Origin of the sequence: Sciscionella marina DSM 45152 (genome assembly GCF_000379465.1) — a bacterium.
Taxonomy (GTDB): domain Bacteria; phylum Actinomycetota; class Actinomycetes; order Mycobacteriales; family Pseudonocardiaceae; genus Sciscionella; species Sciscionella marina.
The window spans coordinates 781,701-804,915 of record NZ_KB905381.1 but is presented as its reverse complement, the minus strand read 5'-3'; the positions used below and the strand labels follow the sequence as shown (position 1 = coordinate 804,915).

Genomic DNA, 23,215 nt, shown 5'->3' with positions numbered 1-23,215 from the left:
GTCAGTGCAGGTGCGCGGTGTCGTTGACCAGGGTGACCGAGGCATTGCCGTCCGGGTAGAAGTCCACCCGGGAAATGCCCGCGAGGTCGAGGTGGCAGCGGTACAGCACCGAAGGACCGGCGTCGAGCCCGATGCGCAGCAGCGTCTTGATCGGGGTCACGTGACTGACGAGCACCACGGTCTCACCGCCGCGGCGCTCGATGAGGTTCCCGAGGCTGGTGAGCACCCGCTCGTGCACCTGTTGGAAGCTTTCCCCGCCGGGTGTCGGCACGCTGGGATCGCGCAACCAGTCGCGGTGTTCGTCCGGGTACTGCCGAGCGGCCTCGCCGAAGGTCAGCCCCTCCCATTCGCCGAAGTCGAGCTCCACCAGTCCCTGGTCGATCTCCAGCGCGGCCCCGGTGGCCTCGCTGACGGCGCGGGCGGTCTGGCTCGCGCGCCCGAGCGGGGAGCTGACCACCGCGGCGACTCCGTCGAGCTCACCGAGCCTGCGCGCGGCGGCCTCGGCCTGGCGCAGCCCGGTCTCGGTGAGGCCCGGGTCCCCGCGCCCGGAGTAGCAGCGGCGCACCGAGTGTTCGGTCTGCCCATGCCGCAGCAGCACCAGCCGCAGCGGGTCACCCATGGCCCCGGACCAGTGCGCCGCGGTTCCCGTACTCGCGGATTCGGGTGTGCTCACAGCCCGGATTCCTTGGTGCGCACCAGGATCGCGCCGCATTCTTCGCAGCGGCACACCTGGTCGGCCGCGGCGTCACGCAGTTCGGCGAGCGCAGTGCGGTCCAGTTCGAGCCGGCAGGCGCCACAGCGTTTGGCGCGCAGCATGGCCGCTCCGATCCCCCGCTGCGCGCGCACCTTCTCGTACAGCGTGACCAGTTCCGCGGGCAGTTCACCGAGCAGCTGCTCGCGGTCCTCGTCGCGGCGCGCCTGTTTGGTGTCCAGTTCCTCGAGCGCGGTGTCCCTGCGTTCGTTCGCCTTGCCGATGTCCTCCTCGGTCGCGGTCAGCTGGGCCTGGCTGTGCTTGACGTCGGCTTCGACGGCCTCGCGGCGTTCCATGAGCTCGAGCAGATCGTCCTCGAGCGCGGACTGGCGGCGGTGCAACGTTTCCAGTTCGTGTTCCAGATCCGTCTGCTGTTTTCCGGGAAGCCCGGAATCGAGCAGTTTGCGGTCCCGTTCCTCGCGGGCGCGCACGCTGTCGATGTCCTTCTCCTGCCGGGCAGAATCCGCGTCGAGATCGGAAAGCGCCGTCTCAGCCTTGATCACGGCATCCCGGCGCTCGCGCAGGGTCGTCTCCAGTTCGCTGAGCGCCTCGAGCTCGGGCAGGTTTCGCCTGCGGTGCTCGATACGGCCGAGTTCGGCGTCGGTCTCGGCCAGATCAAGCAGCCGGGCCTGCACCGCTGGGTCAACCTTCACCGTGTCGCCTCCTGTATGCCGTGTGTCGTCCATGGGTCCGTCCGCAGTCCGGACACCAGGGTCTCGACCGTACCCGCCGCAGCGTCGCGGATGACGTCGGCCGCCTGTGCGCACCACGGCCACTCGCTGGCCCAGTGCGCCACGTCGACGAGCGCGGGCGCCCCGGGAACCGCGAGGTGCTCGGCGACCGGGTGGTGACGCAGGTCCGCGGTCACATAGGCGTCCACCCCGAGCTTGCTGGCCAGCCCGAGATACGAGTCCCCTGCGCCACCGGAGACCGCGACGGTGCGGATGGGCCGTTCCGGGTCCCCCGCCCCGCGCACGCCCCAGGCGGTGGCGGGCAGGGCGGCTCCGATCCGCCGCACGAAGGCGGCGAACGGCTCCGGTTCGGCGAGCGTGCCGATCCGCCCGATCCCGGTGCGGCCGTTCTCCTGCGCGGCGAGCGGACCGGTCACCCGCAGCCCGAGCGCGGCGGCGAGCGCGTCCGAGACACCGGGATCGGCCGCGTCGGCGTTCGTGTGCGCGCAGTAGAGCGCGACACCCGCACGGATCAACCGGTGCACCAGCGCGCCCTTGGGGTCGTCCGCGGGCACCCCGTGCACCCCGCGCAGCAGCAGCGGATGATGCGCCACGAGCAGTCCGGCCCCGCGCTCGATCGCCTCCTCGACGGTCTCGGCGACCGGATCCACGCAAACCAGGGCGCGCTCGATCTCGGCGCCCGGATCACCGCACACCAGCCCGACCGCGTCCCAGGATTCGGCGAGTTCGGGCGGATAGGCCCGTTCGAGCGCGCTGATCACCTCGGCGAGTAACGGCACAGTTCCTCCTCCATGGCCTCGAGAAGCCGGGACGCGAGTGCCCGCTCGCGCACGGCGATACGCAGGTGATCCGGGCCGAGACCCGGGAAGGTGTCGCAGCGGCGCACCGCGATCCCCTTGTCCCGCAAGGAAAGCCGCATCCGTTCCCCGTCCGGGACGCGTAGTAGCAGGAAGGGGGCCACACCGGGCTCGCAGACCTGCACTCCGAGTTCGGTCAGCCGGGCGGTGAGCCATTCCCGCTCCGCGGTGATCTCCCGTGCCTCGAGCTCGGCCGCGCGGACCGCCCGTTCGCTCGCGCATTCGGCGATGGCGGCCAGGCCCAGCGTTCCGACCGGCCACTGTGGACGGTGCGCGTGCAACCGGGCGAGCAGTTCCGATTCGCCGAGCAGATACCCGGCCCGCAGCCCGGCGATGGCGAAGGTCTTGGTGAGGCTGCGCACCACGAGCACCCCGGGAATGCCTTGCGCGGCAACCGATCCCGGTTCCCCTTCGACGGCGTCCGCGAACGCCTCGTCCACCACGAGCAGCCTCCCGGGCCGGGCGAGCTCGGCCACGTCGTGGTGCAGCCGCCCGGTCGGATTGGTCGGGTTGCCGAGTATGACCAGGTCGGCCTCGTCCGGGATCAGGTCGGGACGCAGCGCGAAGCCCTCGGACTCCTCGAGCACGACCCGGTGCACCGGGATGTCCGCGGCCCGCAGGGCCGCCTCCGGTTCGGTGAACGAGGGATGCACGACCACGGCGTGCCGCGGATGCAGCCGGGGCAGCAGCGCGAAGGCCTCCGCCGCCCCGGACAGCGGCAGCACCTCCTCCGGTTCCCTGCCGTGCCGCGCGGCCACCGCGACACGGGCCGCTTCCTCGTACCGCGCCGAGGGGTAGCGCGCGAGACCGGGCAGTTCGGCGGCGAGCCGGTCGAGCAGCCAGCGCGGCGGTTCGGTGGCACGCACATTGACCGCGAAATCGAGCAGGCCGGGCTCGGCCTCGGCATCCCCGTGGTGCCGCAGTGGGTCGGCGGGCGCGGATTCCCGGATTTCGCGAGTCATAGGAGCCTCAGTCTAGGTAACCCCGCACCATCCGCTGAGACGGCGGCGGCGCGAACGCGGAGACGGCTACCGTGACTGCCATGACGACACCATTCGACGAAGCCACCCGTACGCTGCTCGACGGCCGGATCTTCCCGAGCGTGGCCACCCTCGGACCCGATGGCGCGCCCCGGTCCTCGGTGGTGTGGGCGCGCCGTGACGGCGACACGGTCGTGTTCGTCACCGGCCGCGACGCGCGCAAGGGCCGCGATCTCGCCCGCGATCCGCGGATCAGCCTCGCGGTCACCGATGCCGAGGATCCGTACAAGGCGGTGGAGATCCGCGGAACGGCGAAGCTGACCGAACAAGGAGCCGATCAGCTGATCGCCGAGCTGGCGCACAGCTACACCGGCAAGGACTATCCGACCGACGGCGCCGCGCTGGTCACGGTGCGCATCTTCCCGGAGAAAGTCGTCAAGTTCGGGTTCTAGGCGGGACACCGCACACTCACGGTTCCGCGACCGCGGTCGGGGCGAGCTCCTCGAGCATCTCCACGGCGGCCGCGACTCCCGGGTGCCCGCGCGCTCCCCTGCGGGTGGCGGTGAGCAGTTTGCGGCTGGGGTTGCCCGCGCACGGCACGCGAACCACGGGCAGGTGCGGCGGGATGTGCACCATGCGCGGTACGAGCGCCACACCGAGACCGTTCGCGACCAGTGCCCCGGTGGCGAACCATTCCACGGCCTCGTGCGCGATCGTCGGGGTGAACCCGGCCGCCGTGCACGCCGCGAGCGTCTGGGCCCGGCACGGCACGACCTCGGGCGGCACGATCCAGTCCTCGTCGGCCAACTCGATCAGGTCGATCCGGTCCCGCCCGGCCACCGCGTGATCGGCGCGCACCACGAGGTCGAACGGGTCGTCGAGCAGCGGGCGCTGATCGAACCGCGGATCCCCCAGCGTGGGATTGTCCGGGGTCATCTCCACCACACCGAGCTCGACCACACCCTCGAAGAGCAGGTTGAAGGTCTCGTGCACCGGGTCCTCACGCAGCCGCACCTGCAGCCGCGGATGCCGTTCGCGCAGCCGCGCGCAGGCGGGCGCGAGCAGGCTGGACAGCGCGGTGGGAAACGCGGAGAGCCGCAGCAGTCCGGCCGCCTCCTGCCATTCGGAGTGCAGTTCGATCTCCGCCCGTTCCCACCGTTCGTGGATCGCATCGGCGTGCGCGAGCAGGCTGAGCGCGCTCGGGGTGAGCCGGACCTTGCGCCCCGCGGGCTCCAGCAGGGTCACCCCGAGCTCCCTGCCGAGCTGGCGGATCTGCTGCGAGGCAGCCGAGGGCGTGAAGTGCAAGGCATGCGCGGCCGCGGTCACCGAGCCGTAGTGGTCGACCGCGCGCAGCACGTGCAACCTGCGCAAATCGATCATGTAGCCGATGCTTCACGGTACTGACAAAAAAGTCAACCTGGACGTTCACGGTCTGCGGGCACAGTCTGAAGGCATGAGTACCGTCCTCGCCGTCTTCGCGATCGAAACACTGCTCGGCCTCGCGCTCGCCGCCCTCGCGGTCCGCTGGGCACGGGCCTGGGCGGACAAACCGACGCGCGCGCAGCGCAGGCTGGCTCGTGCGGCCCGGATCCGCCCGGGCGTGGACCTGGTCGAGCCCTGCATGATGGGCGATCGCCGGTAGCGGAGCCGAGCGTCCGTGCGCTCCCGCCGGTATCCATCCGGTGCCTCCGTACCCGGCAAGTGCCTTCTTCACACGAGAAGCCGGGGCGAGCAGGATCGGAGTCATGATCCTGGTCACCGGAGCGACCGGAAAAGTCGGCGCGGAAGCGGTCCGGATGCTCGCCGCGCGGCAGCACCCCACGCGTGCGCTGGTCCGCGATCCGTCCCGCGCGAGCTACGAGGAGGCGGCGGAGGTCGACATCGCCGTCGGTGACTTCGACCGGCCCGAGACCCTCGACGCGGCCATGCGCGGCGTCGACACCGTCCTGCTCGTCACCCCGTCCCGGCCGGATCAGGAGATCGCGGTCATCGACAGCGCCGTCGGCAACGGGGTGACGCACCTGGTCAAGGTCACCAATCACAAGGCCGCGGCCGACTCCCCGGTCGAGCGCCGCCGCGACCACGCGCGGATCGAGGCACACCTGGCCTCGACCGGGCTCGCGTACACGCTGCTCGCCCCGAACCTGTTCATGCAGAACCTGTTCGCCATCGCACCGACGATCGGGCAGACGGCCGGATTCACGATGTCGGCAGGCGACGGCCGGTTCGCGATGGTCGACGCCCGCGATGTCGGTGCCACCGCGGCGGCGTGCGCCGCCACGCCGGAAAAGCACGCGGGCCGGACCTATCTGCTCACCGGCCCCGAACTGATCGGCTACACCGAGGTCGCCGAGGAGCTGACCCACGCGCTGGGCCGGGAGATCGAGTACCGCCGCATCTCCCCCGCGCAGCACCGCGAGGCGATGATCGAGGCGGGCGTTCCCGAGGCCGTCGCGAGCTCCAACGCTCAGGTGTTCGGCCTGATCGCCGACGGCGATGCGGCGTGGCGCACCGATGACGTCGCCGCCATCACCGGAACCCCGCCACGCAGCCTGCGCGCCTTCCTCACCGAGAACCTCGCCGCCTTCCGCTGAGCGGTTCCCGGATCCCGGTGCTCAGTGGAAGAAGTGCCGGGTTCCGGTGAAGTACATCGTGATCCCCGCCTTGCGCGCGGCCTCGATGACCGCCTCATCGCGTACCGAGCCGCCCGGCTGCACCACCGCGCGCACCCCGGCCTCGGTGAGCACCTCGAGCCCATCCGGGAAGGGGAAGAACGCGTCCGAGGCGGCGACCGAGCCGTTGACCCGTTCCCCCGCGCGCTGCACCGCGAGCCGCGCGGAGTCGACGCGGTTGACCTGTCCCATGCCGACACCGACGGTGGCCCGGTCGGCGGCGAGCAGGATGGCGTTCGACTTCACCGCACGCACCCCGCGCCAGGCGAACTCGAGATCGGCAAGGGTGGCCGCGTCCACGGCCTCCCCACAGGCGAGCGTCCAGTCCTTCGCCGTGTCCCCCTCCGCGTCGATCGCGTCGGCCGACTGCACGAGCAGCCCACCGGAGATGCGCCGCTGCTCGGCGGCCAGCGGGCTCCGGGTGGCGCGCAGTATGCGGATGTTCTTCTTGCGGGACAACACATCCACCGCACCCTCGGCATAGGAAGGCGCGACGATGACCTCGGTGAAGATCTCGGCGACCTGTTCGGCGAGCGCCACGCTCACCTCGCCGTTGACCGCGATCACTCCGCCGAAGGCCGAGGTCGGATCGCAGGCGTGCGCCTTGCGGTGCGCCTCGGCGAGGTCCTCGGCGACGGCGATACCGCACGGGTTGGCGTGCTTGATGATCGCCACGCACGGGTCCGCGTGGTCGAAGGCGGCGCGCCAGGCGGCGTCGGCGTCCACGTAGTTGTTGTAGGACATCTCTTTGCCGTGCCACTGTTCCGCACCGGCGAGACCGGACCCGCTGCCATCGGTGTAGAGCGCGGCAGCCTGGTGCGGGTTCTCCCCGTACCGCAGTTCGGCGCTGCGCTGCCAGGTCGCCCCGGTCCACGAGTCGTCCTCGAGGACCTGGCCGAACCAGTTCGCGACCGCCACGTCATAGGAGGCGGTGTGCCGGTACGCGTCCGCGGCCAGCGCCCGGCGCTCCTCGAAGGAGAATCCGCCCGCGCGCACCCGGTCCAGCACCCAGTCGTAGCGCCCCGGATCGACCACGACGGCGACGTTGCGGTGGTTCTTCGCGGCGGCGCGCACCATGGCCGGACCACCGATGTCGATCTGCTCCACGCAGTCCTGCTCGCCCGCCCCGGAGGCCACGGTCTCGGCGAACGGGTAGAGGTTCACCACGAGCAGTTCGAAGGCGGCGATGTCCAGGCGCTCGAGCTGTTCGCGGTGCGCGGCCTCGGTGGTGTCGGCGAGCAGCCCGGCGTGCACCCGCGGATGCAGGGTCTTGACCCGGCCGTCGAAGCTCTCCGGGAAACCGGTCAGCTCCTCGACCTTGGTGACCGGGACGCCCGCGTCGGCGATGGTGCGCGCGGTGCCCCCGGTCGAGACGATCTCCACACCGGCGGCGTGCAGTCCGGTCGCCAGCTCGAGCAGTCCGCGCTTGTCGGAGACCCCGATCAGCGCGCGCCGTACTTCGGTCACGGGAATTCCACCCTTCGTCCCTTGATCGTGCAGCCTTCGTGCACGAGTCGTGTCACGGTCGCCACGAGCAGCCGCCGTTCGGCGGCCTTGATCCGGTCGTGCAAGGTCTGTTCGTCATCGCCGGGTGCGATCGGGACGGGTTCCTGCGCGAGGATCGGACCGGTGTCGGTTCCGCCGTCGACGAGGTGCACCGTCGAGCCCGTCACCCGCACACCGTAGTCGAGCGCCTCGCGCACCGCGTGCGCACCGGGGAAGGCGGGCAGCAGCGCCGGATGCGTGTTGATCACCCGTGGCGCGAACCGGTCGAGGAACACCGACCCGAGGATCTTCATGAACCCGGCCGAGACGATCAGGTCGGGTTCGTGCGCGGCGACCGCCTCGGCCAGCGCGGTGTCCCACCCTTCCCGGCCGTCATGATCGCGGAGCCGGGTCACGAACGTGGGCACCTCCGCCCGCCGCGCCCGCTCCAGGCCCTCGATCCCGGGCCGGTCCGCACCGACCGCGACCACGCGCACCGGAAGGGAGGGGTCGTCGAGCAGCGCCTGCAGCAGAGTTCCCGAACCGGAGACCAGCACGACGACCCGAGCGGTCGGCGGCAGCACGATGGTGCCGTCGGCCAACTGGGTCTGCACGTACCTAACCCTATGTGGTGACCGGGACCGAGCCGAACCGGGTGGCCAGCGCGGCCTCGAGTCCCGCGCGCTCACCCGCCCAGTGCACGTATCCGTCCGGGCGCACAAGCACCGCCTCGGCCTCCAGTTTCGGAGCCTCCTGCGCGGTGAGGGCGACCCATTCTCCGCTCCGCATTCGTTCGAAGGTGCGCCCACCGTCGGCGAGGTCGTAGTCGATCAGCCGCTGCCCGGCGAGTTCGTGCCCGCAGTCGCTCGGGTACCGGATGTCCAGCCCGGAAACCATCCCGGCCAGGTACCGGTTCACCTCGGGGAACTCCATCAGGGTCGTGAAGGTCTCGCGCAGCGCCGTGCCGTCCGGATCCCTGGCGAGCCCGATGAGGATGCCCTGCGCCCTGGTGTTCTGCAGTACTCGCGCACCGACCGGGTGCCGCTCGGCGTGGTAGCTGTCCAGCAGGGTTTCCGGAGCTTCCCCGCGCAGCACCGCGGCGAGCTTCCAGCCGAGATTGACCGCGTCCTGCACGCCGAGGTTGAGCCCCTGACCACCGGCGGGCAGGTGGATGTGGGCCGCGTCGCCCGCGTAGAACACCCGGCCCTCACGGTAGTTCCGCACCTGGCGGTTGGCGTCGGTGAACCGCGAACCGATGAGCAGCTCACCGAGGGTGACCTGATCGCCGTGCACCGCGGCGAGCCCTTCCCGGATCTCCTCCTCGGTGACCGGATCGTCCTTGGCCGCCCGCTGCTGGCGTTCGCCGATGAGCATGATGCGGTACTTGCCGCCGCCGATCGGGTACAGCGGCGTCCAGGTCTCCACGGTTCCGGTGAACGCGCGCATCGACCGGAACTCGCTCGGCAACGTCTCGGCACCACTGGCAAGCGTGATGTCCGCGACCACCGCGCAGGTCCGGGCGTCGCGGCCGTCGAACGGGGTGCCGAGCAGTTTGCGCACCGTGCTGCGCCCGCCGTCCGCGGCGACCAGCCAGCGCGCGGTCACCTCCTCGCCATCGGCCAGCTGCACGGTCACCTCGTCCGGCCCCTGGTCCAGCCCGGTCAGCTCGCGGCCGCGCCGGACCACCTCGGCCACGGCCGCCTCGAGTGCCCGCTCGGTGTCGGTCTGGGCGATGCCGACCTGGTGATCGTGCCGGGTCCGCCAGCCCCCGTACCGCAGCGGTTCGGGCAGCGCGGCGAAGTGCCCGTCCGCGATGTTGCCGAACGACCGCTCCAGCAGCGAATCGAGCAGCCCGCGCATATCGAGCACCTCGGCGGTGCGCGGCTGCAGGTTCAGCGCCTTCGACTGGCTGCTGCGCTCGGTGCTCCGCTCCAGCACGGCCACCGAAACCCCGGCCAGCCGCAGCTCATGGGCGAGCATCAAACCGGTCGGCCCCGCCCCGATGATCGCGACATCCACCTGCATTGCCCCTCCAACATGCCGAACTTAACGTTGTTAAATACACCTTAACGCCGTTAAAGTGGGATCGTCAACCACGATCGGAGTCGGAAGTCATGTCCAGTTCGGCGGCGAAACTCACCCGCGAGCAGATCGTGCGCACGGCACTGCGCCTGCTCGACGAGGTCGGGCTCGAAGGCCTCACCCTGCGCCGCATCGCGACCGAACTCGGCGTGCAGGCGCCCGCCCTGTACTGGCACGTGAAGAACAAGGAGCAGTTGATCGACGAGCTCGCGAGCGCGGTCCTCGACGAAGCGGCCGAGCAGGTCGAATTCGACGCCCCGCACCGGGACTGGCGCACCGAACTGCGGGAGGCCGCGCGGTTCCTGCGCGCGCTGATGCTCGCGCACCGGGACGGGGCCAAGCTGGTCTCCGGCACCTTCTACACCGGAAAGACCTTCACGAGCGCGCCGGACAAACGGATCCTGCCGATCCTGCGGGCCGCCGGATTCGGCACCGAGGACGCCACGGACCTGATCATGGCGATCTACCACTACACGGTCGGCTTCGTCATCGAGGAGCAGGAGGTTTTCCCCACGCCCGGGCAGCGGGATCCGCGCTATGCCATGGAAAAACTCCTCGCCCGCGCCAAACGCGATCCCGCGGCGGTCGAACGGCAATTCTCCGGGGACTCGCTGGAGCACCAGTTCCACTCCGGGATCCGGTTCCTCATCGACGGCGCCGCGGCGCGTATCGCCGAGAATCCGCTACCGCCGGACGCCGAGGCATGATCGGATAGCGCGGTGCGCGTCCTGTTCCTGTGCCTGCTGCTGTGCGCGGCCTCCCTCGCCGCCGGGCCCGCCGCCGGTTCCCCGCGGATCGCCTGCCCGCAGCTCGCGGGCACCGGATTCCCGCAGGCACGCGTGAGCTCGGCGGAGACCGAGGGTTCGTACTGCGTGCTGCGCGGTGTGCTGGAACCGGGCACCCACTTCGAGATCCGGCTGCCCACACACGGCTGGCGTGGCCAGTATCTGCAGCGCGGTTGCGGCGGGCTGTGCGGGCAGATCCCGCTCGAACCGGCGCAGTGTGCGGCACCGGCGAATTCCGGCTTCGCGGTCGCGGCCGATGATCAGGGACACCGTTCGGCGGACCCGTCCGACGGCCGCTGGGGCGCGCACGATCCGGAACTGCGCCGGGTGTTCGGGCTGACCTCGGAGCACAGCACGGCGCGACTGGCCAAAGCGGTGATCGCGCGCTTCTACGGCCGCGCGCCCGCGTACTCCTACTACGAAGGCTGTTCCGGTGGCGGGCGCGAGGCGATGATGCTCGCCCAGCGTTATCCCGATGACTTCGACGGGATCGTGGCCGGTGCCCCGGCGAACAACTGGGCCCCGCTGCTCGGGCTCTACCAGCCCTGGCTGGCCAGGGTGAACACCGACGCGAACGGGCGGGACATCCTCGGCGCGGAGCAACTGCCCGCGCTGCACCGGGCGGTACTCGAAGCCTGCGGGAACGGCAACGGCGGGCTCGGCGTGATCACCGATCCGCGGCACTGCGGCTTCGATCCGGCGAGCCTGGCCTGCGCGCGGGGCACCGACTCCCCCGGCTGCCTCACCCCGGCCCAGGTGCACACGGTGCGCGAGCTCTACCGGGGACCGCGGGACGCGGCCGGGCGGAACCTGTTCGACGGCGGCGAACCCTACGGTTCCGAGCTCGCCTGGCGCGAATGGCTCATCGGTGGCGCGCACAGCACCGCGGCCCGGCTCGGCCTCAACTACCTGAAATACCTTGCCTACCAACACAATCCGCCCGCCGGTTTCGGACTCGCGGACGTGCGGTTCACCGCGGCGGAGTTCACCGCGCTCAACCGGCTCGGCGACCGGATCTACAACGCTAACGACCCGGACCTGTCCCGGTTCCGCGCCCACGGCGGCAAACTGCTGCTCTACCACGGCTGGGCGGACCAGGCGATATCCCCGTGGTCGAGCATCGACTACTACGCCGCACTCGAACGCTCGGCGGGCGGATTCGCCGCGAGTCAACGGTTCTCCCGGTTCTACCTCGTGCCCGGGGCACACCACTGCCTCACCGGGGCGGGCACCAAGGTCGATACGGACTTCCTCAACCCGGTCGTCGACTGGGTACAGCACGCCAAGGCCCCGGAGGCGATCCGCACCCCGATCGTGCGCGACTCGGACGGGGCGCAGCTGGTGGACCAGACGATCCGCCCGCACGACGCGCTCGCCCCCACCTATCCGAACAGGGCGAGCCTGAACACCGGCTACGACTACGTGGGCACCTACCGATAACCGGTGACCTCGGCCGGTCTGCCCGCGTCCTGCGCCTCCGTGACATCACGCCGGCAATCCGGGCTGCTCCCGTCCGGATCGGTGAATCCGTAGACCGTGGCGAGCCCGCCGCTGGACAGCGAATGCCGTTCCACCGCGCGCGATCGGGGTCGGCGGCGAGCGCGGCCACGGCCCTGCCGACGAACGCCGGGGTCTCCGAGATCCCGAAGTGCGGGGACCGTTTCGTGACCTCGACGACCAGTCCGCCCGGCTGCCGCAGCAGCAGCAGAATGGCGCAGTGGCTGGTGATCGCGTGCGCGTCCGCGGCGAGCCGCAGCAGGTGCGGGCCGGCCTCGAGCGAGCACTCCCAGGGCGGTTTGCCCCACTCCATATGGGTCGGCCCGGCGATGTCGTTCACCGGAAGGTGCGGCGCGTCCTGTTCACGTTCGATCCGGGCCACGAGCGCGCGGTCTGCTCGATCGTCCGCGGCCGGTTCATCTCCGAGACGCAACCCTGTCCGGACCGGTGACGTACACGGTCGCGCCCGCGGCACCGCGCCGCACCGCGATCCCCCGCCCCCGCCATGGGCTACTCCGGCCCGGAGTCCGGTTCCTCCTGCACTGGCTCGGCGGGCTCCCCGGCCTCGGCGGACTCCTCGATGTCGTCGAACTCACCGGGGAGATCCGGCTCCTGCTCGTCCTCGGCATCCGGCACGGGACCGGGCACGAGACTCGGGCCCGCGAACCAGGTCACGGCACCACCGACGAGCCCTATCCAGCCGAAAACGGCGAGCGCGAGCCCACCGGCGGGCACCACGACCGGACCGACCGCGCCCGCGCCGAGCGCGCCGCCCGCGAGTGCCGCGAGGACGAGCACGACGACCGCAGCGACGAGCGCGGCGATGGCGATGATGCGCAGCCGCTGTATCGGGGACTCGTCGAGCGTGCGGGCCAGCCAGCCGATCGCGGCACCCGCCGTCAGGGGGAGCGCGAGAAAGACCAGCCACCAGACGGAAAAGTGTTCGGGCAGCGCGGCGAGCAGCGGGATCGGGGGAACCGCGCCACCGTGGAATCCGACCGGGCTCGCGGAATACGTGCCGAGCGAGAATCCGGGCCCCGCGGCGAAGGACAGTCCCCCGATCGCCGCGTTGGGCAGATATCCAAGGCACAGCAGCAGCATGCCGAAGCCGCTTCCCGCGCCAGGTGCGGCGAGTTCGAACAGGCTCTTCCCGGTCCCCGCGCACACCAGGGAAGCGAGCGCGAAGGTCACCGCGCCCGTGGCGAACAGCCCGAACACCGCGAGGATGCCCAGCCGCACCCCGTGGGTGCCCAGCGGGCCGAGCCGGTCCCGGATCAGGTCCAGGATCCCGCTGTCCCACAGCACCCCGAACAGCGCGGCGAGGCCACCGAGCACGGCACAGGCGAGGAAGGCCGCCACCGGGGAGGCACCGCCGACGCATCCGGCGATCACCGCGCCGACGATCGCGTTCGCCCCGGCCATCGTCGCGCATACCACGCCACCGTGCGCGGGATCGCGGGTTTCCCTGCGGCGCACCGTGGTCCGGGCCGCCCGGGCGAGGAACCAGCCGAACAGCAGGGTCAGGGCGAGCGGGAGGACGCCGAGCTCGGCGCCGGAGAGGGTGAGCGGGACGTGGTTCGCGCCGAGCCAGACCAGTAGCGCGGACCCGAAGCTCAACCCGGCCGAGAACGGGGCGTTCGGCGCGGCCGCGAGCACCACCGCGACGATCGCGGCGCACACCGCGTACCCGGCGAGCAGGGCACCGAGGTAGGCGAGCCCCGCGGAACGGATCAGCACCGGGATCGAGGGACGCGGGGCGCGCAACAGCTCATCGGGCCGGTTCGCCGTGCGGCGTGCCCGCGCTACTCCGGTTTCTCGCTCGATGGTCGCCCGTGACATGGGTCAACTATGCCCGCGGACCGTCAGTGGCCCGCCGTGCCACGCCGGGCACGGCGGCGCCGCATCGGGTGAACCTGTGACCGAGGATCAACCGTTCGTGTTCGGCGGGCTGAACTGCTTGGTGCCGCTGTCCCCCGCGACCGGTGGGAAGGCACCCGATTCGAACAGGTTCGGGTCGAAGTTCCCGACTCCCTGCTGCTGGGCCGGCTGCTGCTGGGGCTGTGCGGTTGCGGGCGGCTGCTGGCCGGCCTGCGGCTGCTGGTATGCGGCGTTCGGCTGGGTCGTGCCCTGCCACGGCTGGGCCTGCTGGGCGGCGGGCGCGACCGGCTGGGCGGGCCGGGCCGGGCGCGGCGGCGGCATCGTGACCAGGCCGTACTCGAAGAGCACCGCGCCGACCCCGGCGAAGAGCTGGAGCACGACCAGGATGAACGAGACCACGCCGATCGCGTCTCCGCCGAAACCGGTGTTCACCGCGGCAGTGATGGCGAGCAGGCCACCGACCGCGGCAGCGGAACCGGCGAACGGCAACACCTTCGGGGCCTTGTCCTCACCGGGCAGCAGCACGAGCAGGCCGAGCACCGCCGCGCCGAGGGTGAACGCGAGGCTGATCGGCGCACCGCCGAACAGCGAGAGGATCCAGGCGAGCAGCCCGGTCACGACCGTGGCCAGCGCGAGCCAGGTGGACATCTGCAGCGAGGCGAACGGGCTCGGCGCCGCGGGCTTGCGGTAGTCGGCGGGCTGCGGCGGAACCCGCGGCGACTGCTGTTGCTGCTGTTGCTGTTGTGGCTGCTGTTGTGGCTGCTGTTGCGGTTGCTGTTGTGGCTGCTGTTGCCATGGCGGCACCTGGCCGGACTGTCCCGGCGGGAAACCGGGCTGCTGCTGGAACGGGCCGGAAGCCGACTGGTTCTGCGGGTACTGGCCCTGCCCCTGCTCGGCCGGGTTGAAGGTCATGGTCTCTGCTCCGGTTTTCGGCTCGATCGCCTGTCGTTTACGGGTGACACGGTAGCTGGCCCGGCGGCATTCGTGCTCGGGCGCGCCACAATCGCCCGAACGGCCATGGGTCCGTACGACACAACGGCCGGGCACCGCTGTGGGTGCCCGGCCGCCGCGGAAAATTCCGGGAATTCCCAGACGCGTTCTTTACTTGCCCTGCATGATCTCGCGCATGAGCAGCGCGGTCTCGGACGGCGTCTTGCCGACCTTGACCCCGGCCTCCTCCAGCGCTTCTTTCTTCGCCTGGGCGGTACCGGAGGAACCGGACACGATCGCGCCCGCGTGCCCCATGGTCTTGCCCTCCGGAGCGGTGAACCCGGCGACGTAACCGACGACCGGCTTGCTCACGTTGGCCTTGATGTACTCACCGGCGCGCTCCTCGGCGTCCCCGCCGATCTCGCCGATCATCACGATGGCTTCGGTCTCCGGGTCGTTCTGGAAGGCCTCGAGCGCGTCGATGTGCGTGGTCCCGATGACCGGGTCCCCGCCGATGCCGATCGCGGTGGAGAAGCCGATGTCCCGCAGCTCGTACATCATCTGGTAGGTCAGGGTGCCGGACTTGGAGACGAGCCCGATCTTGCCGCCGCCGGTGATGTCCGAGGGGATGATGCCCGCGTTGGACTCGCCGGGGGTGATGATGCCGGGGCAGTTCGGGCCGATGATCCGGGTTTTGTTGCCCTTCGCCACCGCGTGCGCCCAGAAGTAGGCGGAGTCGTGCACCGGGACGCCCTCGGTGATCACCACGGCGAGCGGGATCTCCGCGTCGATCGCCTCGATGACCGCGTCCTTGGTGAACTTCGCGGGCACGAACAGCACCGAGACGTTCGCCCCGGTCTCCTTCATGGCCTCTTCCACGGTGCCGAACACCGGGAGATCCTTGCCCTCGATGGTGACGCTGGTGCCCGCCTTGCGCGCGTTCACCCCGCCGACCACGTTGGAGCCCGAGCGCAGCATCTTGGTGGCGTGCTTGGTGCCCTCCGAGCCGGTCAGGCCCTGGACGATGATCTTGGAGTCTTCGTTGAGGAAAATAGACATGTTCACGCACCTGCCGCGGCGAGCTCGGCGGCCTTGTCGGCCGCGTTGTCCATGGTGTCGACGACGGTGACGAGCGGGTGGTTGGCCTCGGCGAGGATGCGCCGGCCCTCCTCCACGTTGTTCCCGTCGAGCCGGACGACGAGCGGCTTGGTCGCCTCGTCGCCGAGGATCTTCAGCGCTTCGACGATGCCGTTGGCGACCGCGTCACAGGCGGTGATGCCGCCGAACACGTTCACGAACACCGAGCGCACGTCCTGGTCGCCGAGGATGACGTCCAGACCGGCCGCCATGACCTCGGCCGAGGCCCCGCCGCCGATGTCGAGGAAGTTCGCCGGCTTGACCCCGGAGTGCTTCTCCCCCGCGTACGCGACGACATCCAGGGTGGACATGACCAGCCCCGCGCCGTTGCCGATGATCCCGACCTGGCCCTCGAGCTTGACGTAGTTGAGGTCCTTCGCCTTGGCCTTGGCCTCCAGCGGGTCCTCGGCCTGCTTGTCCACGAGCTCGCCGTGCGCCTCGTGCCGGAATCCGGCGTTCTCGTCCAGGGTGACCTTGCCGTCCAGGGCGATCACCTTGTCCTGCGGGTCCCGCACCAGCGGGTTCACCTCGACCAGGCTCGCGTCCTCCGCGGTGAAGGTGTCCCACAGCTTGACGACGACCTCGGCGGCCTCGTCCAGCACGGCCGCCGGGAACTTGCCCTGCTTGAGGATCTCGGTCGCCTTGGCCTTGTCCACGCCCTCGATCGGGTCGACGGCCACCCTGGCGAGCGCATCCGGGCGCTCGACGGCGAGCTGCTCGATCTCCACGCCGCCCTCGGCCGAGGCCATCGCCAGGAAGGTGCGGTTCGACCTGTCGAGCAAGAACGAGAAGTAGTACTCCTCGGAGATGTCCGAGGCCGCGGTCACCAGCACCCGGTGCACGGTGTGGCCCTTGATGTCCATACCGAGGATGGCCTTGGCCTTCTCCTCGGCCTCCGCCGGGTTCTCGGCGAGCTTCACACCGCCCGCCTTGCCCCGGCCACCGGTTTTGACCTGCGCCTTCACCACGACCTGGCCGCCGATACGCTCGGCGACCGCCCGCGCCTCGGCCGGCGTGGTCGCTACCTCGCCCGGAAGGACCGGGACCTGATGCGCGGCGAAGAGGTCCTTCGCCTGGTACTCATAAAGATCCACTGATGAGTCTCCTGCTCTGAGTCGTCTGCTCGAAGCTCAGGGTTCACTGATCGTCAGGCCCACGCTTGGGCATGGATTCCGGCGATCTGCTGACAGACGGCTTCGACCCTAGTCACTGCGAGGTCATCGGCGCACATCAGGGCTGGTGAACTCGATCACGGGAAGGGTTAAGAGCCAGTGAGGATTCTCTCAGCGAGGCGTTCAGCGGCTTCCGAAGGCGTGCAACGACGCGCGAACGGCGCTCAGGCCTGCGCGCCCGCCTCCGCACCGCGCACGTTCTCCCGCACCCAGTCCACGATCTCGGCGGTGGGCGCGCCCGGGGTGAACACCTTCGCCACACCGAGTTCGGCGAGCTGCGGCAGATCGTCGTCCGGGATGATCCCGCCGCCGAACACCACCACGTCCTCGGCGCCCTGTTCCTTGAGCAGTTCCACGACCTTGGCGAACTGGGTCATGTGCGCCCCGGAGAGCACCGAGAGCCCGACCGCGTCCGCGTCCTCCTGCAGTGCGGTGGCCACGACCTGCTCCGGGGTCTGGTGCAGCCCGGTGTAGACGACCTCCATACCGGCGTCCCGCAGCGCACGGGCGACCACCTTGGCGCCCCTGTCATGGCCGTCGAGGCCGGGTTTGGCGACGACGACGCGAATCCGACCAGTCATGCCGGGGAGCTTACCCGTCCGCGCACCGGCGCGGCGACCGTACTCAGCAGCGCACCGACGGCGAACACGAGCACCGCGAGCAGGCAGGCCCAGAAACCGAAGCCGATCGCCGGGTCGTTCACGATGCCCTCGCCCATCGGGTATTCGAGCGCCCGCACCACGAACACCAGCGCGGAACCGGTCAGCAGCGCGGCGGCCCGCTGCGGCCTGCCGTACCCGGCCAGGATCACCGCGACGAGCACCGCGAGCAGGGCGAGGACCATCCCCCATGAGCTGATCCGGAAATCGGTGACCAGACCGGCGGGCAGATAGTCGCGCCCGGTGAGCACCGGGAACGCGAAGCCGAGCAGGCCCGCGAGGAATCCGAGGATCCCGGTGCCGAGCACGAGCGGATTGACCGAACGCCTGCTCATGTCCACGTCATCGCGCTCGATCCCGCCGACGAAGGCCGCCGCGATGACCGCGACCACGATCGCGAGCAGCGCGACCACCAGCAGCCACACCCAGCCGGTGACCCCGATGCCGAGGTCGACCACGCTGGTCGCGGTGGAGATCCCGTCCGCGGCCGCGGCGAGGGCGAGCGGCAGCGCGACGGCCGCCACCTCGAAGACGGGCCGGGCCCAGGCCGCGCACGCCGGGATGAGCAGGGCCAGCGAGGCGAGCGCGACCACGATGGCCGCGGGCAGCAGGATGGTGTGCGCGGTCGTGTCCAGCTCGGCGAACATCGGCGGCAGATCGAGCACCGGGACCGCCGTGGCCAGCGCGGCGCACGCCGCGGCGAGCAGTCCGCCGATCCCCGCCGTGACCAGCAGCCTGCGCTGGCCGGGCAGTTCGGCCCCGCGCCCCGGCGCACGCTCCGCGCGCGGGGTGCGCAGTCCACGAATCCCGATCGAGAGCAGCGCCAGCACGCACAGCAGGTAGACGAACTGGTACCACTCCGGGCTCAGCCCGTCCACCGCGAAACCGGCCACGAACTGGGGCACGGCGAACTGCGCGAACCCGAGCGCCGCACCGAAGGCCATCCCCGCGCCGAACAGCCGCGATCGCGCGAACGCACCGAGGATCGGGGCCAGCGTCACCCCGAGCACGAGCACGACGATGCCGGCCGCTTCCAGTGCCGGCCGGTCCAGCAGCGTGTTCGCCGGGATACGCGGATCGGTCGAGGCGAACGGGGCGGCGAGCAGGAACCCGCCGAGAATGACCAGGCCGAGGATCACCGCCTGTACGGTGACCCGTTGCGGCGAATCGCGGCCGTCCGGTTCCCGGTCGTTCTCCTGCCCGGCGAGCGGGACCAGCATCAGCCCGGCGATGATCGCGAGCACCGAGCCGCCGAGCAGCAGCCAGCTGCCCGCCGTGGGATGCAGGATGACCAGGCTTTCCTCGCGCAGCAGTTCCGGGCGCAGCGTCGCGTTCGGCGCGGTGAGCAGCTGCGCCCCGCTGATCAGCTGACCGAAGGCGAGCATCCCGGCCCCGGTCAGCAGGCCGGCCGCAACAGCCGGTCTGCCCGTCGCGAGGAACCCGAGCGCGGTGAGCGCGGGCAGCGCGAACAGCACCACGAGCAGCACCGACGAGGCGAACCCCGGCGGGGCGGCCGGCGTGGTGAGCCCACTGCCGAGTCCGACGGCCGCGAGGACCACCCCGGCGACGGAGAGTACGAGCGCGAACACCACTCGCGCGGGCACGGCGCGCGGCGGGGCGCTCATCGGGTATTTCACGGAACGGGACACCGTGCAAGACGGTAGCAACCCCGGCAGCCGCCCGCGGCCGCTGCCGGTTTCCGACACGCTCGGAGGTGGGGGGTGTTGGCGGGTACGTCCGGTTTCCGCTACTGTGCCCTCCGTCCGTTGTCACGGCTTGATCACTTGTACCGCTGCGGGAATGGGTCACCTCCCCGAACAGGACCCACCGAGTTCCCCGACTCGGTTCCCGAGGCACGACGCGGTCGCGATCAGGCTCCCCGAACACGGAGGAACGTGTTGGCCAGGCACAGTAGCTCTGGTGAACGCGGCGCTGCCTGCCCCGAGGCCGCGCCGCTCGGATTGACAGCGCCGCTTGGCACAGAAGAGGCGCTCACTCCCGCACCACGCCGATCCACGAGCACCACCAAGGGGCGGATCATGATCGCCGCCTTCGCCGCGGGCGCGTTCGCCGCGGCGGGCGCCGGCCAGGCATGGCAGTCCGGATCCGAGGACGCCCAGGCCGGTAAGGCGAGCATGAACCTCTCGCCCCGCGCACTGCACCAGCCCCTCGCCGAGGGCGCGAACGCCATGGGCGGCGGTGAACCGACCTCCCCGGACCTGCTGCTCACCGCGCGGGACACCAGCGCATCCGCGGCGGCCGCGCAGGTCCGGGACAACCAGCGCGCCATCTCCGCGGTCGAGGCCGAGCATGCAGAGGCGAACCGGCCGAAGTACGTCAAGCCCGCCGACGGCCGGTTCACCTCCGGTTTCGAGGCGCGCTGGGGCACCTTCCACTACGGCATCGATCTCGCCGCCGCCCCGCATTCGCCGATCTACGCCGCCGCGGACGGCGAGGTCATCGAAGCCGGCCCGGCGAGCGGTTTCGGCCTCTGGGTGCGCGAGCGGCTCGACGACGGCACGATCCTCGTCTACGGGCACATGTACGACTTCTCGGTGCACCCCGGCCACCGGGTCAAGGCCGGGGAACAGATCGCCCGGGTCGGTATGCGCGGCGAGTCCACCGGATACCACTGCCACTTCGAGGTGTGGAACCCGAGCGGGAAGAAGATCGACCCGCGGCCTTGGCTCGCCGAGCACGGCGTGCACGTCTGAGCCAGGGCAGCACTGAGCACGCCGCTCAGTGCCGGGCCGGTGGTTGCCGGTTCCCGTGTTTGCCCGGTGCCGCGCTTCCGGTGTATTCGCCGAGGTCGGAGACGAGTCCGGCGATGTCGGGTTGGGCTTCGAACCGGCGCCGGTGAATCTCGGCGATCTTGGCGCCGATCTCCGGATCCGGGTCGTCGGTGATGTCGTAGGAGACGAAGGTGTCGATGAGGGGCAACCCGGCGCGATCCATCGCGAGGTGCGCGGGGTGGTTCATGTATTCCGCGTAGCCTTCGATGTCTTCGAGCACGGTGACCGCGCCGTAGTCGTATTCCCCGCCGAACTCGGCGCCGACGATACGGGATCTGATGGCCGGGATGGCCTGGCTGTGCCTGCCCATTTGGTCGAGTGCGGCTGCCTTGGCCTGCTCGGAGATTCCGGGTTTCGTGGTGAACCGGATGCAGTGGTAGATCATGGACGGACCCTTCGGTGCGGGTTGTTCGTGCCGGTATTCAGGCGGGGAGGAAGGCGCTGGCGTAGTCGCGGGCGAACTCGGTGACATCGCGGGCGGGGTGCCCGGTGAGTTCGGGGACGGCGGTGTGCACCTGGTCGGCTTCGCCGCGGGCGTAGTGCGCGTAGTCCTCGACGAGGCCCTCGAGCTGCCATGCCGGGAGCACCCCGGCGAGCGCTGCGGTGAACTGCTCGGCGGGGGCATCGAGGAAGGTGATGTCCCTGCCGGTCTCCGCGGAGAGCGCGGCGGCGATCTCGTCGTGGGTCACGGCGCGGGGCCCGGTCAGCGTGTAGGTGCGGCCGGTGTGTCCTGGGCTGGTCAGTACGGTCGCGGCGGCGTCGGCGATGTCTCTGGTGTCGATGGCGCTGACGGCGGCCTCGCCGATGGGCGCGGCGAACCAGCCCGCGGCGATGGTGCCCGCGAAGCCGAGCAGCGCCTGCAGGTAGAGGTTGGGGCGCAGCACGGAGTGGTCGAGACCGATCTCGGCCAGGTGTGCTTCGACTTCGGCGTGCCAGCGCAGGAACCGCACCGGCGAGTCGGCGCGCGCCGCGTACTGGGAGAGCAGCACGAGCCGGTCCACCCCGGCCTGCCGCGCCAGGTCGGCGAACCGTATCTGCAGCGCGGCCGCGTCGGGTTCCGATGGGCTGTTGAGAAAAGCGGCGTCGACACCGTTCAACGCGGCGGCTACCGATTCCGGGTCCCGCAGGTCGGCTATGACGTTCTGCAGGCCGGGGATACCGCGATCGGCTTCGCGGGTCATGGCGCGGACGGTGACACCGCGTGCTTGCAGCGCGGGGACGAGTGCGGACCCGACGGTTCCGGTCGCACCGGTGACGAGCACGGTGAAGTCGTTCATGGGACGTCCTTTCGGAGTTGTTCCAGGGTTGTCGCTGCCGGGGTTGTCACTGCCAGGGTTTGTCGCCGGGCCGGTCCCCGGCGGGGTCTTCTCGGGGCAGCGCGTGGTGACCGGGGCCGGTGCCGTCCTGGCGGAAGGGATGAGGGACAGCAGGAGGGCGATGAGGATGAAGGCGGACTCGCCGAGGAACGCGGTGGTGAACCCGATGCCGCCGCTCGTACCCGCGGTGCCGATGGCGATCCCGGCCAGCGCGGCGAGCCCGACCGCGCCACCGAGCTGCTGTGCGGCGTTGATCAGCCCGCTGAGCAGTCCCGATTCACCTTCGGCGCTGTTGCGCACGCCCATGGCGGTAGCGTTCACGAGGCCGAGCCCCATACCGGCGCCGATCAGCAGGAACGCGCCGAGCAGGCTGACCGAGAACCCGCTCGTGGTCGGGTCGAGCACCAACCACACGAACCCGGCCAGCAGGATGATCAGCGCGAGCGGAAGCGCGCGGGTCAGGCCGATGCGCTTGGCCACCAGTGGCGCGACGACGCTGCCCACGATGATCATCCCGGCCAGGGGCAGCTGGGCCATCCCCGTCCCGAGCGGGCTCATCCCGAGCACATCCTGCTGATATTGCGGCAGGAAGAAGAACAGACCGGTCAGCGTGCCACCGATCAGCAGGACCACGAGATTCGACGTGACCACGGGCTTCTCGGCGAACACGCCGAGCGGAACGAGGGGATGCGCGCAACGCCGCTCGACGAGCACGAACGCGAGCAGGCACACCAGACCGGCCGGGAGGCCGATGAGCGTGACCGGCGAATCCCAGCCGGAATCGGAGGCGGACACCATGCCGAGCGCGAGCGCGGAGATGCCCGCGGTGATGGTGAGCGCACCGAGCGCGTCGAACCGGCCGCCCCGGCCCACGGTCGGCGCGGCCCCGCGCCACGCGATGAGCGCCCCGATGAGACCGAACGGCACGGGGGTCAGGAACAACGCCTGCCAGCCGAGCAACTGGGTCAGCGTGCCACCGAGGAAGACGCCGACGAGGCTGCCCGCTCCCGCGACCGCACCCCAGACACCCATGGCGCGAGTGCGTTCGGCAGGCGTGGGATACAACGTCAGCACGAGCGCGAGCGCGGCGGGCACCACGGCCGCGGCCCCGATCCCCTGCCCGATTCGCCCGGTGATCAACAACCCGCCACTGGTGGCCAGCGCACAGAACGCCGATGCCGCGAGATAGACGGCCATGCCACCGAGGAACACCTTCCGGGCACCGAGCACATCGGCGAGGCGGCCGCCGAGCAACAGCAGACCGGCGAAGGCCACCAGATAGCTGTCCACCACGACCGTGAGGCCGGTGGCCGTGATCCCGAGGCTTGCCCGGATCGTCGGCCCGGCGAGATTCACCATCGAACTGTCGAGGATGACCAGGAACATGGCGGTCGCCAGCCCGCCCATGGTCACCCCGCGCGGCAAACTGGTTCGGACCGTTTCCGACACCGCTTGATCACTCATCACGTCGTCCTGGTCTTGTTGGCATCGGCCGGTTTCCTCATGCCACGAGGATCGCGGGCAGCGGCC

General features: G+C 70.6%; 23 protein-coding genes. 6 read left to right on the top strand and 17 right to left on the bottom strand.

Features of this window, described 5'->3' with window-relative positions; all coding sequences use genetic code 11:
- Position 1 precedes the first annotated feature (1 nt).
- The 4 genes from A37U_RS0109750 to cobC are packed head-to-tail and all read right to left on the bottom strand — an operon-like array spanning position 2 to position 3,262.
- Positions 2 to 673, bottom strand: a complete 672-nt coding sequence (locus A37U_RS0109750; RefSeq protein WP_020496448.1) for a histidine phosphatase family protein — start codon at positions 671 to 673, stop codon at positions 2 to 4.
- On the bottom strand, positions 670 to 1,404 hold the full coding sequence (locus A37U_RS0109745; protein WP_020496447.1) for a zinc ribbon domain-containing protein: 735 nt from the start codon (positions 1,402 to 1,404) through the stop codon (positions 670 to 672). The genes A37U_RS0109750 and A37U_RS0109745 overlap by 4 nt, the downstream gene beginning before the upstream one ends.
- On the bottom strand, positions 1,401 to 2,222 hold the full coding sequence (locus A37U_RS0109740) for a Nif3-like dinuclear metal center hexameric protein (protein WP_020496446.1): 822 nt from the start codon (positions 2,220 to 2,222) through the stop codon (positions 1,401 to 1,403). Before A37U_RS0109740 ends, A37U_RS0109745 begins: the two co-directional genes overlap by 4 nt.
- A complete protein-coding gene (gene cobC / locus A37U_RS0109735) occupies positions 2,201 to 3,262 on the bottom strand; it encodes an Rv2231c family histidinol phosphate aminotransferase CobC (RefSeq protein ID WP_020496445.1) in 1,062 nt (353 codons plus the stop codon). The genes A37U_RS0109740 and cobC overlap by 22 nt, the downstream gene beginning before the upstream one ends.
- Positions 3,263 to 3,342: 80 nt before the next feature.
- Between cobC and A37U_RS0109730 the strand changes: the two genes are divergently transcribed.
- A complete protein-coding gene (locus A37U_RS0109730; protein ID WP_020496444.1) occupies positions 3,343 to 3,732 on the top strand; it encodes a PPOX class F420-dependent oxidoreductase in 390 nt (129 codons plus the stop codon).
- Between the two features lie 16 nt (positions 3,733 to 3,748).
- On the opposite strand, the gene A37U_RS0109725 is transcribed toward A37U_RS0109730, so the two are convergent.
- A complete protein-coding gene (locus A37U_RS0109725; protein WP_020496443.1) occupies positions 3,749 to 4,660 on the bottom strand; it encodes a LysR family transcriptional regulator in 912 nt (303 codons plus the stop codon).
- Between the two features lie 73 nt (positions 4,661 to 4,733).
- Between A37U_RS0109725 and A37U_RS0109720 the strand changes: the two genes are divergently transcribed.
- Together A37U_RS0109720 and A37U_RS0109715 are read left to right on the top strand one after the other, a co-directional pair.
- Positions 4,734 to 4,922: a hypothetical protein gene (locus tag A37U_RS0109720; protein ID WP_020496442.1), complete on the top strand. Its 189-nt coding sequence runs from the start codon at positions 4,734 to 4,736 to the stop codon at positions 4,920 to 4,922.
- A gap of 103 nt (positions 4,923 to 5,025) precedes the next feature.
- The gene (locus A37U_RS0109715; protein ID WP_020496441.1) at positions 5,026 to 5,874 is read left to right on the top strand and encodes an SDR family oxidoreductase; all 849 of its coding nucleotides are present in this window, start codon (positions 5,026 to 5,028) and stop codon (positions 5,872 to 5,874) included.
- A gap of 21 nt (positions 5,875 to 5,895) precedes the next feature.
- On the opposite strand, the gene purH is transcribed toward A37U_RS0109715, so the two are convergent.
- Genes purH through A37U_RS0109700 form a run of 3 tightly spaced genes read right to left on the bottom strand, consistent with a single transcriptional unit; the run spans position 5,896 to position 9,462 of the window.
- Positions 5,896 to 7,419 (bottom strand): bifunctional phosphoribosylaminoimidazolecarboxamide formyltransferase/IMP cyclohydrolase, encoded by a 1,524-nt coding sequence (gene purH, locus A37U_RS0109710; RefSeq protein ID WP_020496440.1) that lies wholly within the window; start codon positions 7,417 to 7,419, stop codon positions 5,896 to 5,898.
- Positions 7,416 to 8,051, bottom strand: coding sequence for a phosphoribosylglycinamide formyltransferase (gene purN, locus A37U_RS0109705; RefSeq protein ID WP_020496439.1), 636 nt, complete (start codon positions 8,049 to 8,051; stop codon positions 7,416 to 7,418). The genes purH and purN overlap by 4 nt, the downstream gene beginning before the upstream one ends.
- A 10-nt stretch (positions 8,052 to 8,061) precedes the next feature.
- Complete coding sequence (locus A37U_RS0109700; protein WP_020496438.1) at positions 8,062 to 9,462, bottom strand: FAD-dependent oxidoreductase; 1,401 nt, start codon at positions 9,460 to 9,462, stop codon at positions 8,062 to 8,064.
- Between the two features lie 89 nt (positions 9,463 to 9,551).
- On the opposite strand from A37U_RS0109700, the gene A37U_RS0109695 reads away from it, so the two are divergent.
- Positions 9,552 to 10,226 carry a TetR/AcrR family transcriptional regulator C-terminal domain-containing protein gene (locus A37U_RS0109695; RefSeq protein WP_020496437.1) on the top strand — a complete coding sequence of 225 codons (675 nt, stop codon included), beginning with the start codon at positions 9,552 to 9,554 and terminating at the stop codon, positions 10,224 to 10,226.
- Positions 10,227 to 10,238: 12 nt separating this feature from the next.
- Positions 10,239 to 11,744, top strand: a complete 1,506-nt coding sequence (locus A37U_RS42995; protein WP_020496436.1) for a tannase/feruloyl esterase family alpha/beta hydrolase — start codon at positions 10,239 to 10,241, stop codon at positions 11,742 to 11,744.
- On the opposite strand, the gene A37U_RS53495 is transcribed toward A37U_RS42995, so the two are convergent.
- The 7 genes from A37U_RS53495 to A37U_RS0109650 form a co-directional block, all read right to left on the bottom strand.
- On the bottom strand, positions 11,735 to 11,878 hold the full coding sequence (locus tag A37U_RS53495; RefSeq protein WP_020496435.1) for a hypothetical protein: 144 nt from the start codon (positions 11,876 to 11,878) through the stop codon (positions 11,735 to 11,737). The genes A37U_RS42995 and A37U_RS53495 overlap by 10 nt on opposite strands.
- 433 nt (positions 11,879 to 12,311) lie before the next feature.
- Positions 12,312 to 13,640: a cell division protein PerM gene (locus A37U_RS42985; RefSeq protein ID WP_020496433.1), complete on the bottom strand. Its 1,329-nt coding sequence runs from the start codon at positions 13,638 to 13,640 to the stop codon at positions 12,312 to 12,314.
- An 87-nt stretch (positions 13,641 to 13,727) separates the two neighbouring features.
- Complete coding sequence (locus tag A37U_RS50900; RefSeq protein ID WP_020496432.1) at positions 13,728 to 14,591, bottom strand: DUF5336 domain-containing protein; 864 nt, start codon at positions 14,589 to 14,591, stop codon at positions 13,728 to 13,730.
- Positions 14,592 to 14,780: 189 nt separating this feature from the next.
- Complete coding sequence (gene sucD, locus A37U_RS0109665; RefSeq protein WP_026197043.1) at positions 14,781 to 15,668, bottom strand: succinate--CoA ligase subunit alpha; 888 nt, start codon at positions 15,666 to 15,668, stop codon at positions 14,781 to 14,783.
- 2 nt (positions 15,669 to 15,670) lie between these two features.
- Positions 15,671 to 16,840, bottom strand: a complete 1,170-nt coding sequence (gene sucC, locus A37U_RS0109660) for an ADP-forming succinate--CoA ligase subunit beta (protein ID WP_020496430.1) — start codon at positions 16,838 to 16,840, stop codon at positions 15,671 to 15,673.
- Positions 16,841 to 17,082: 242 nt separating this feature from the next.
- Complete coding sequence (locus A37U_RS0109655) at positions 17,083 to 17,499, bottom strand: coenzyme B12-dependent isobutyryl CoA mutase small subunit (RefSeq protein WP_020496429.1); 417 nt, start codon at positions 17,497 to 17,499, stop codon at positions 17,083 to 17,085.
- Entirely contained in the window at positions 17,496 to 19,226 is a 1,731-nt protein-coding gene (locus A37U_RS0109650; protein ID WP_157182709.1) for a hypothetical protein, read from the bottom strand. Before A37U_RS0109650 ends, A37U_RS0109655 begins: the two co-directional genes overlap by 4 nt.
- Before the next feature lie 390 nt (positions 19,227 to 19,616).
- Between A37U_RS0109650 and A37U_RS0109645 the strand changes: the two genes are divergently transcribed.
- Positions 19,617 to 20,291 (top strand): M23 family metallopeptidase, encoded by a 675-nt coding sequence (locus A37U_RS0109645; protein WP_020496427.1) that lies wholly within the window; start codon positions 19,617 to 19,619, stop codon positions 20,289 to 20,291.
- A gap of 25 nt (positions 20,292 to 20,316) precedes the next feature.
- Here the strand turns inward: A37U_RS0109645 and A37U_RS0109640 are convergent, their stop codons facing one another.
- Both A37U_RS0109640 and A37U_RS53490 read right to left on the bottom strand, forming a co-directional pair.
- On the bottom strand, positions 20,317 to 20,754 hold the full coding sequence (locus A37U_RS0109640) for a Dabb family protein (RefSeq protein ID WP_020496426.1): 438 nt from the start codon (positions 20,752 to 20,754) through the stop codon (positions 20,317 to 20,319).
- A 37-nt stretch (positions 20,755 to 20,791) separates the two neighbouring features.
- A complete protein-coding gene (locus A37U_RS53490) occupies positions 20,792 to 23,149 on the bottom strand; it encodes an MFS transporter (protein WP_020496425.1) in 2,358 nt (785 codons plus the stop codon).
- Positions 23,150 to 23,215: the final 66 nt, after the last annotated feature.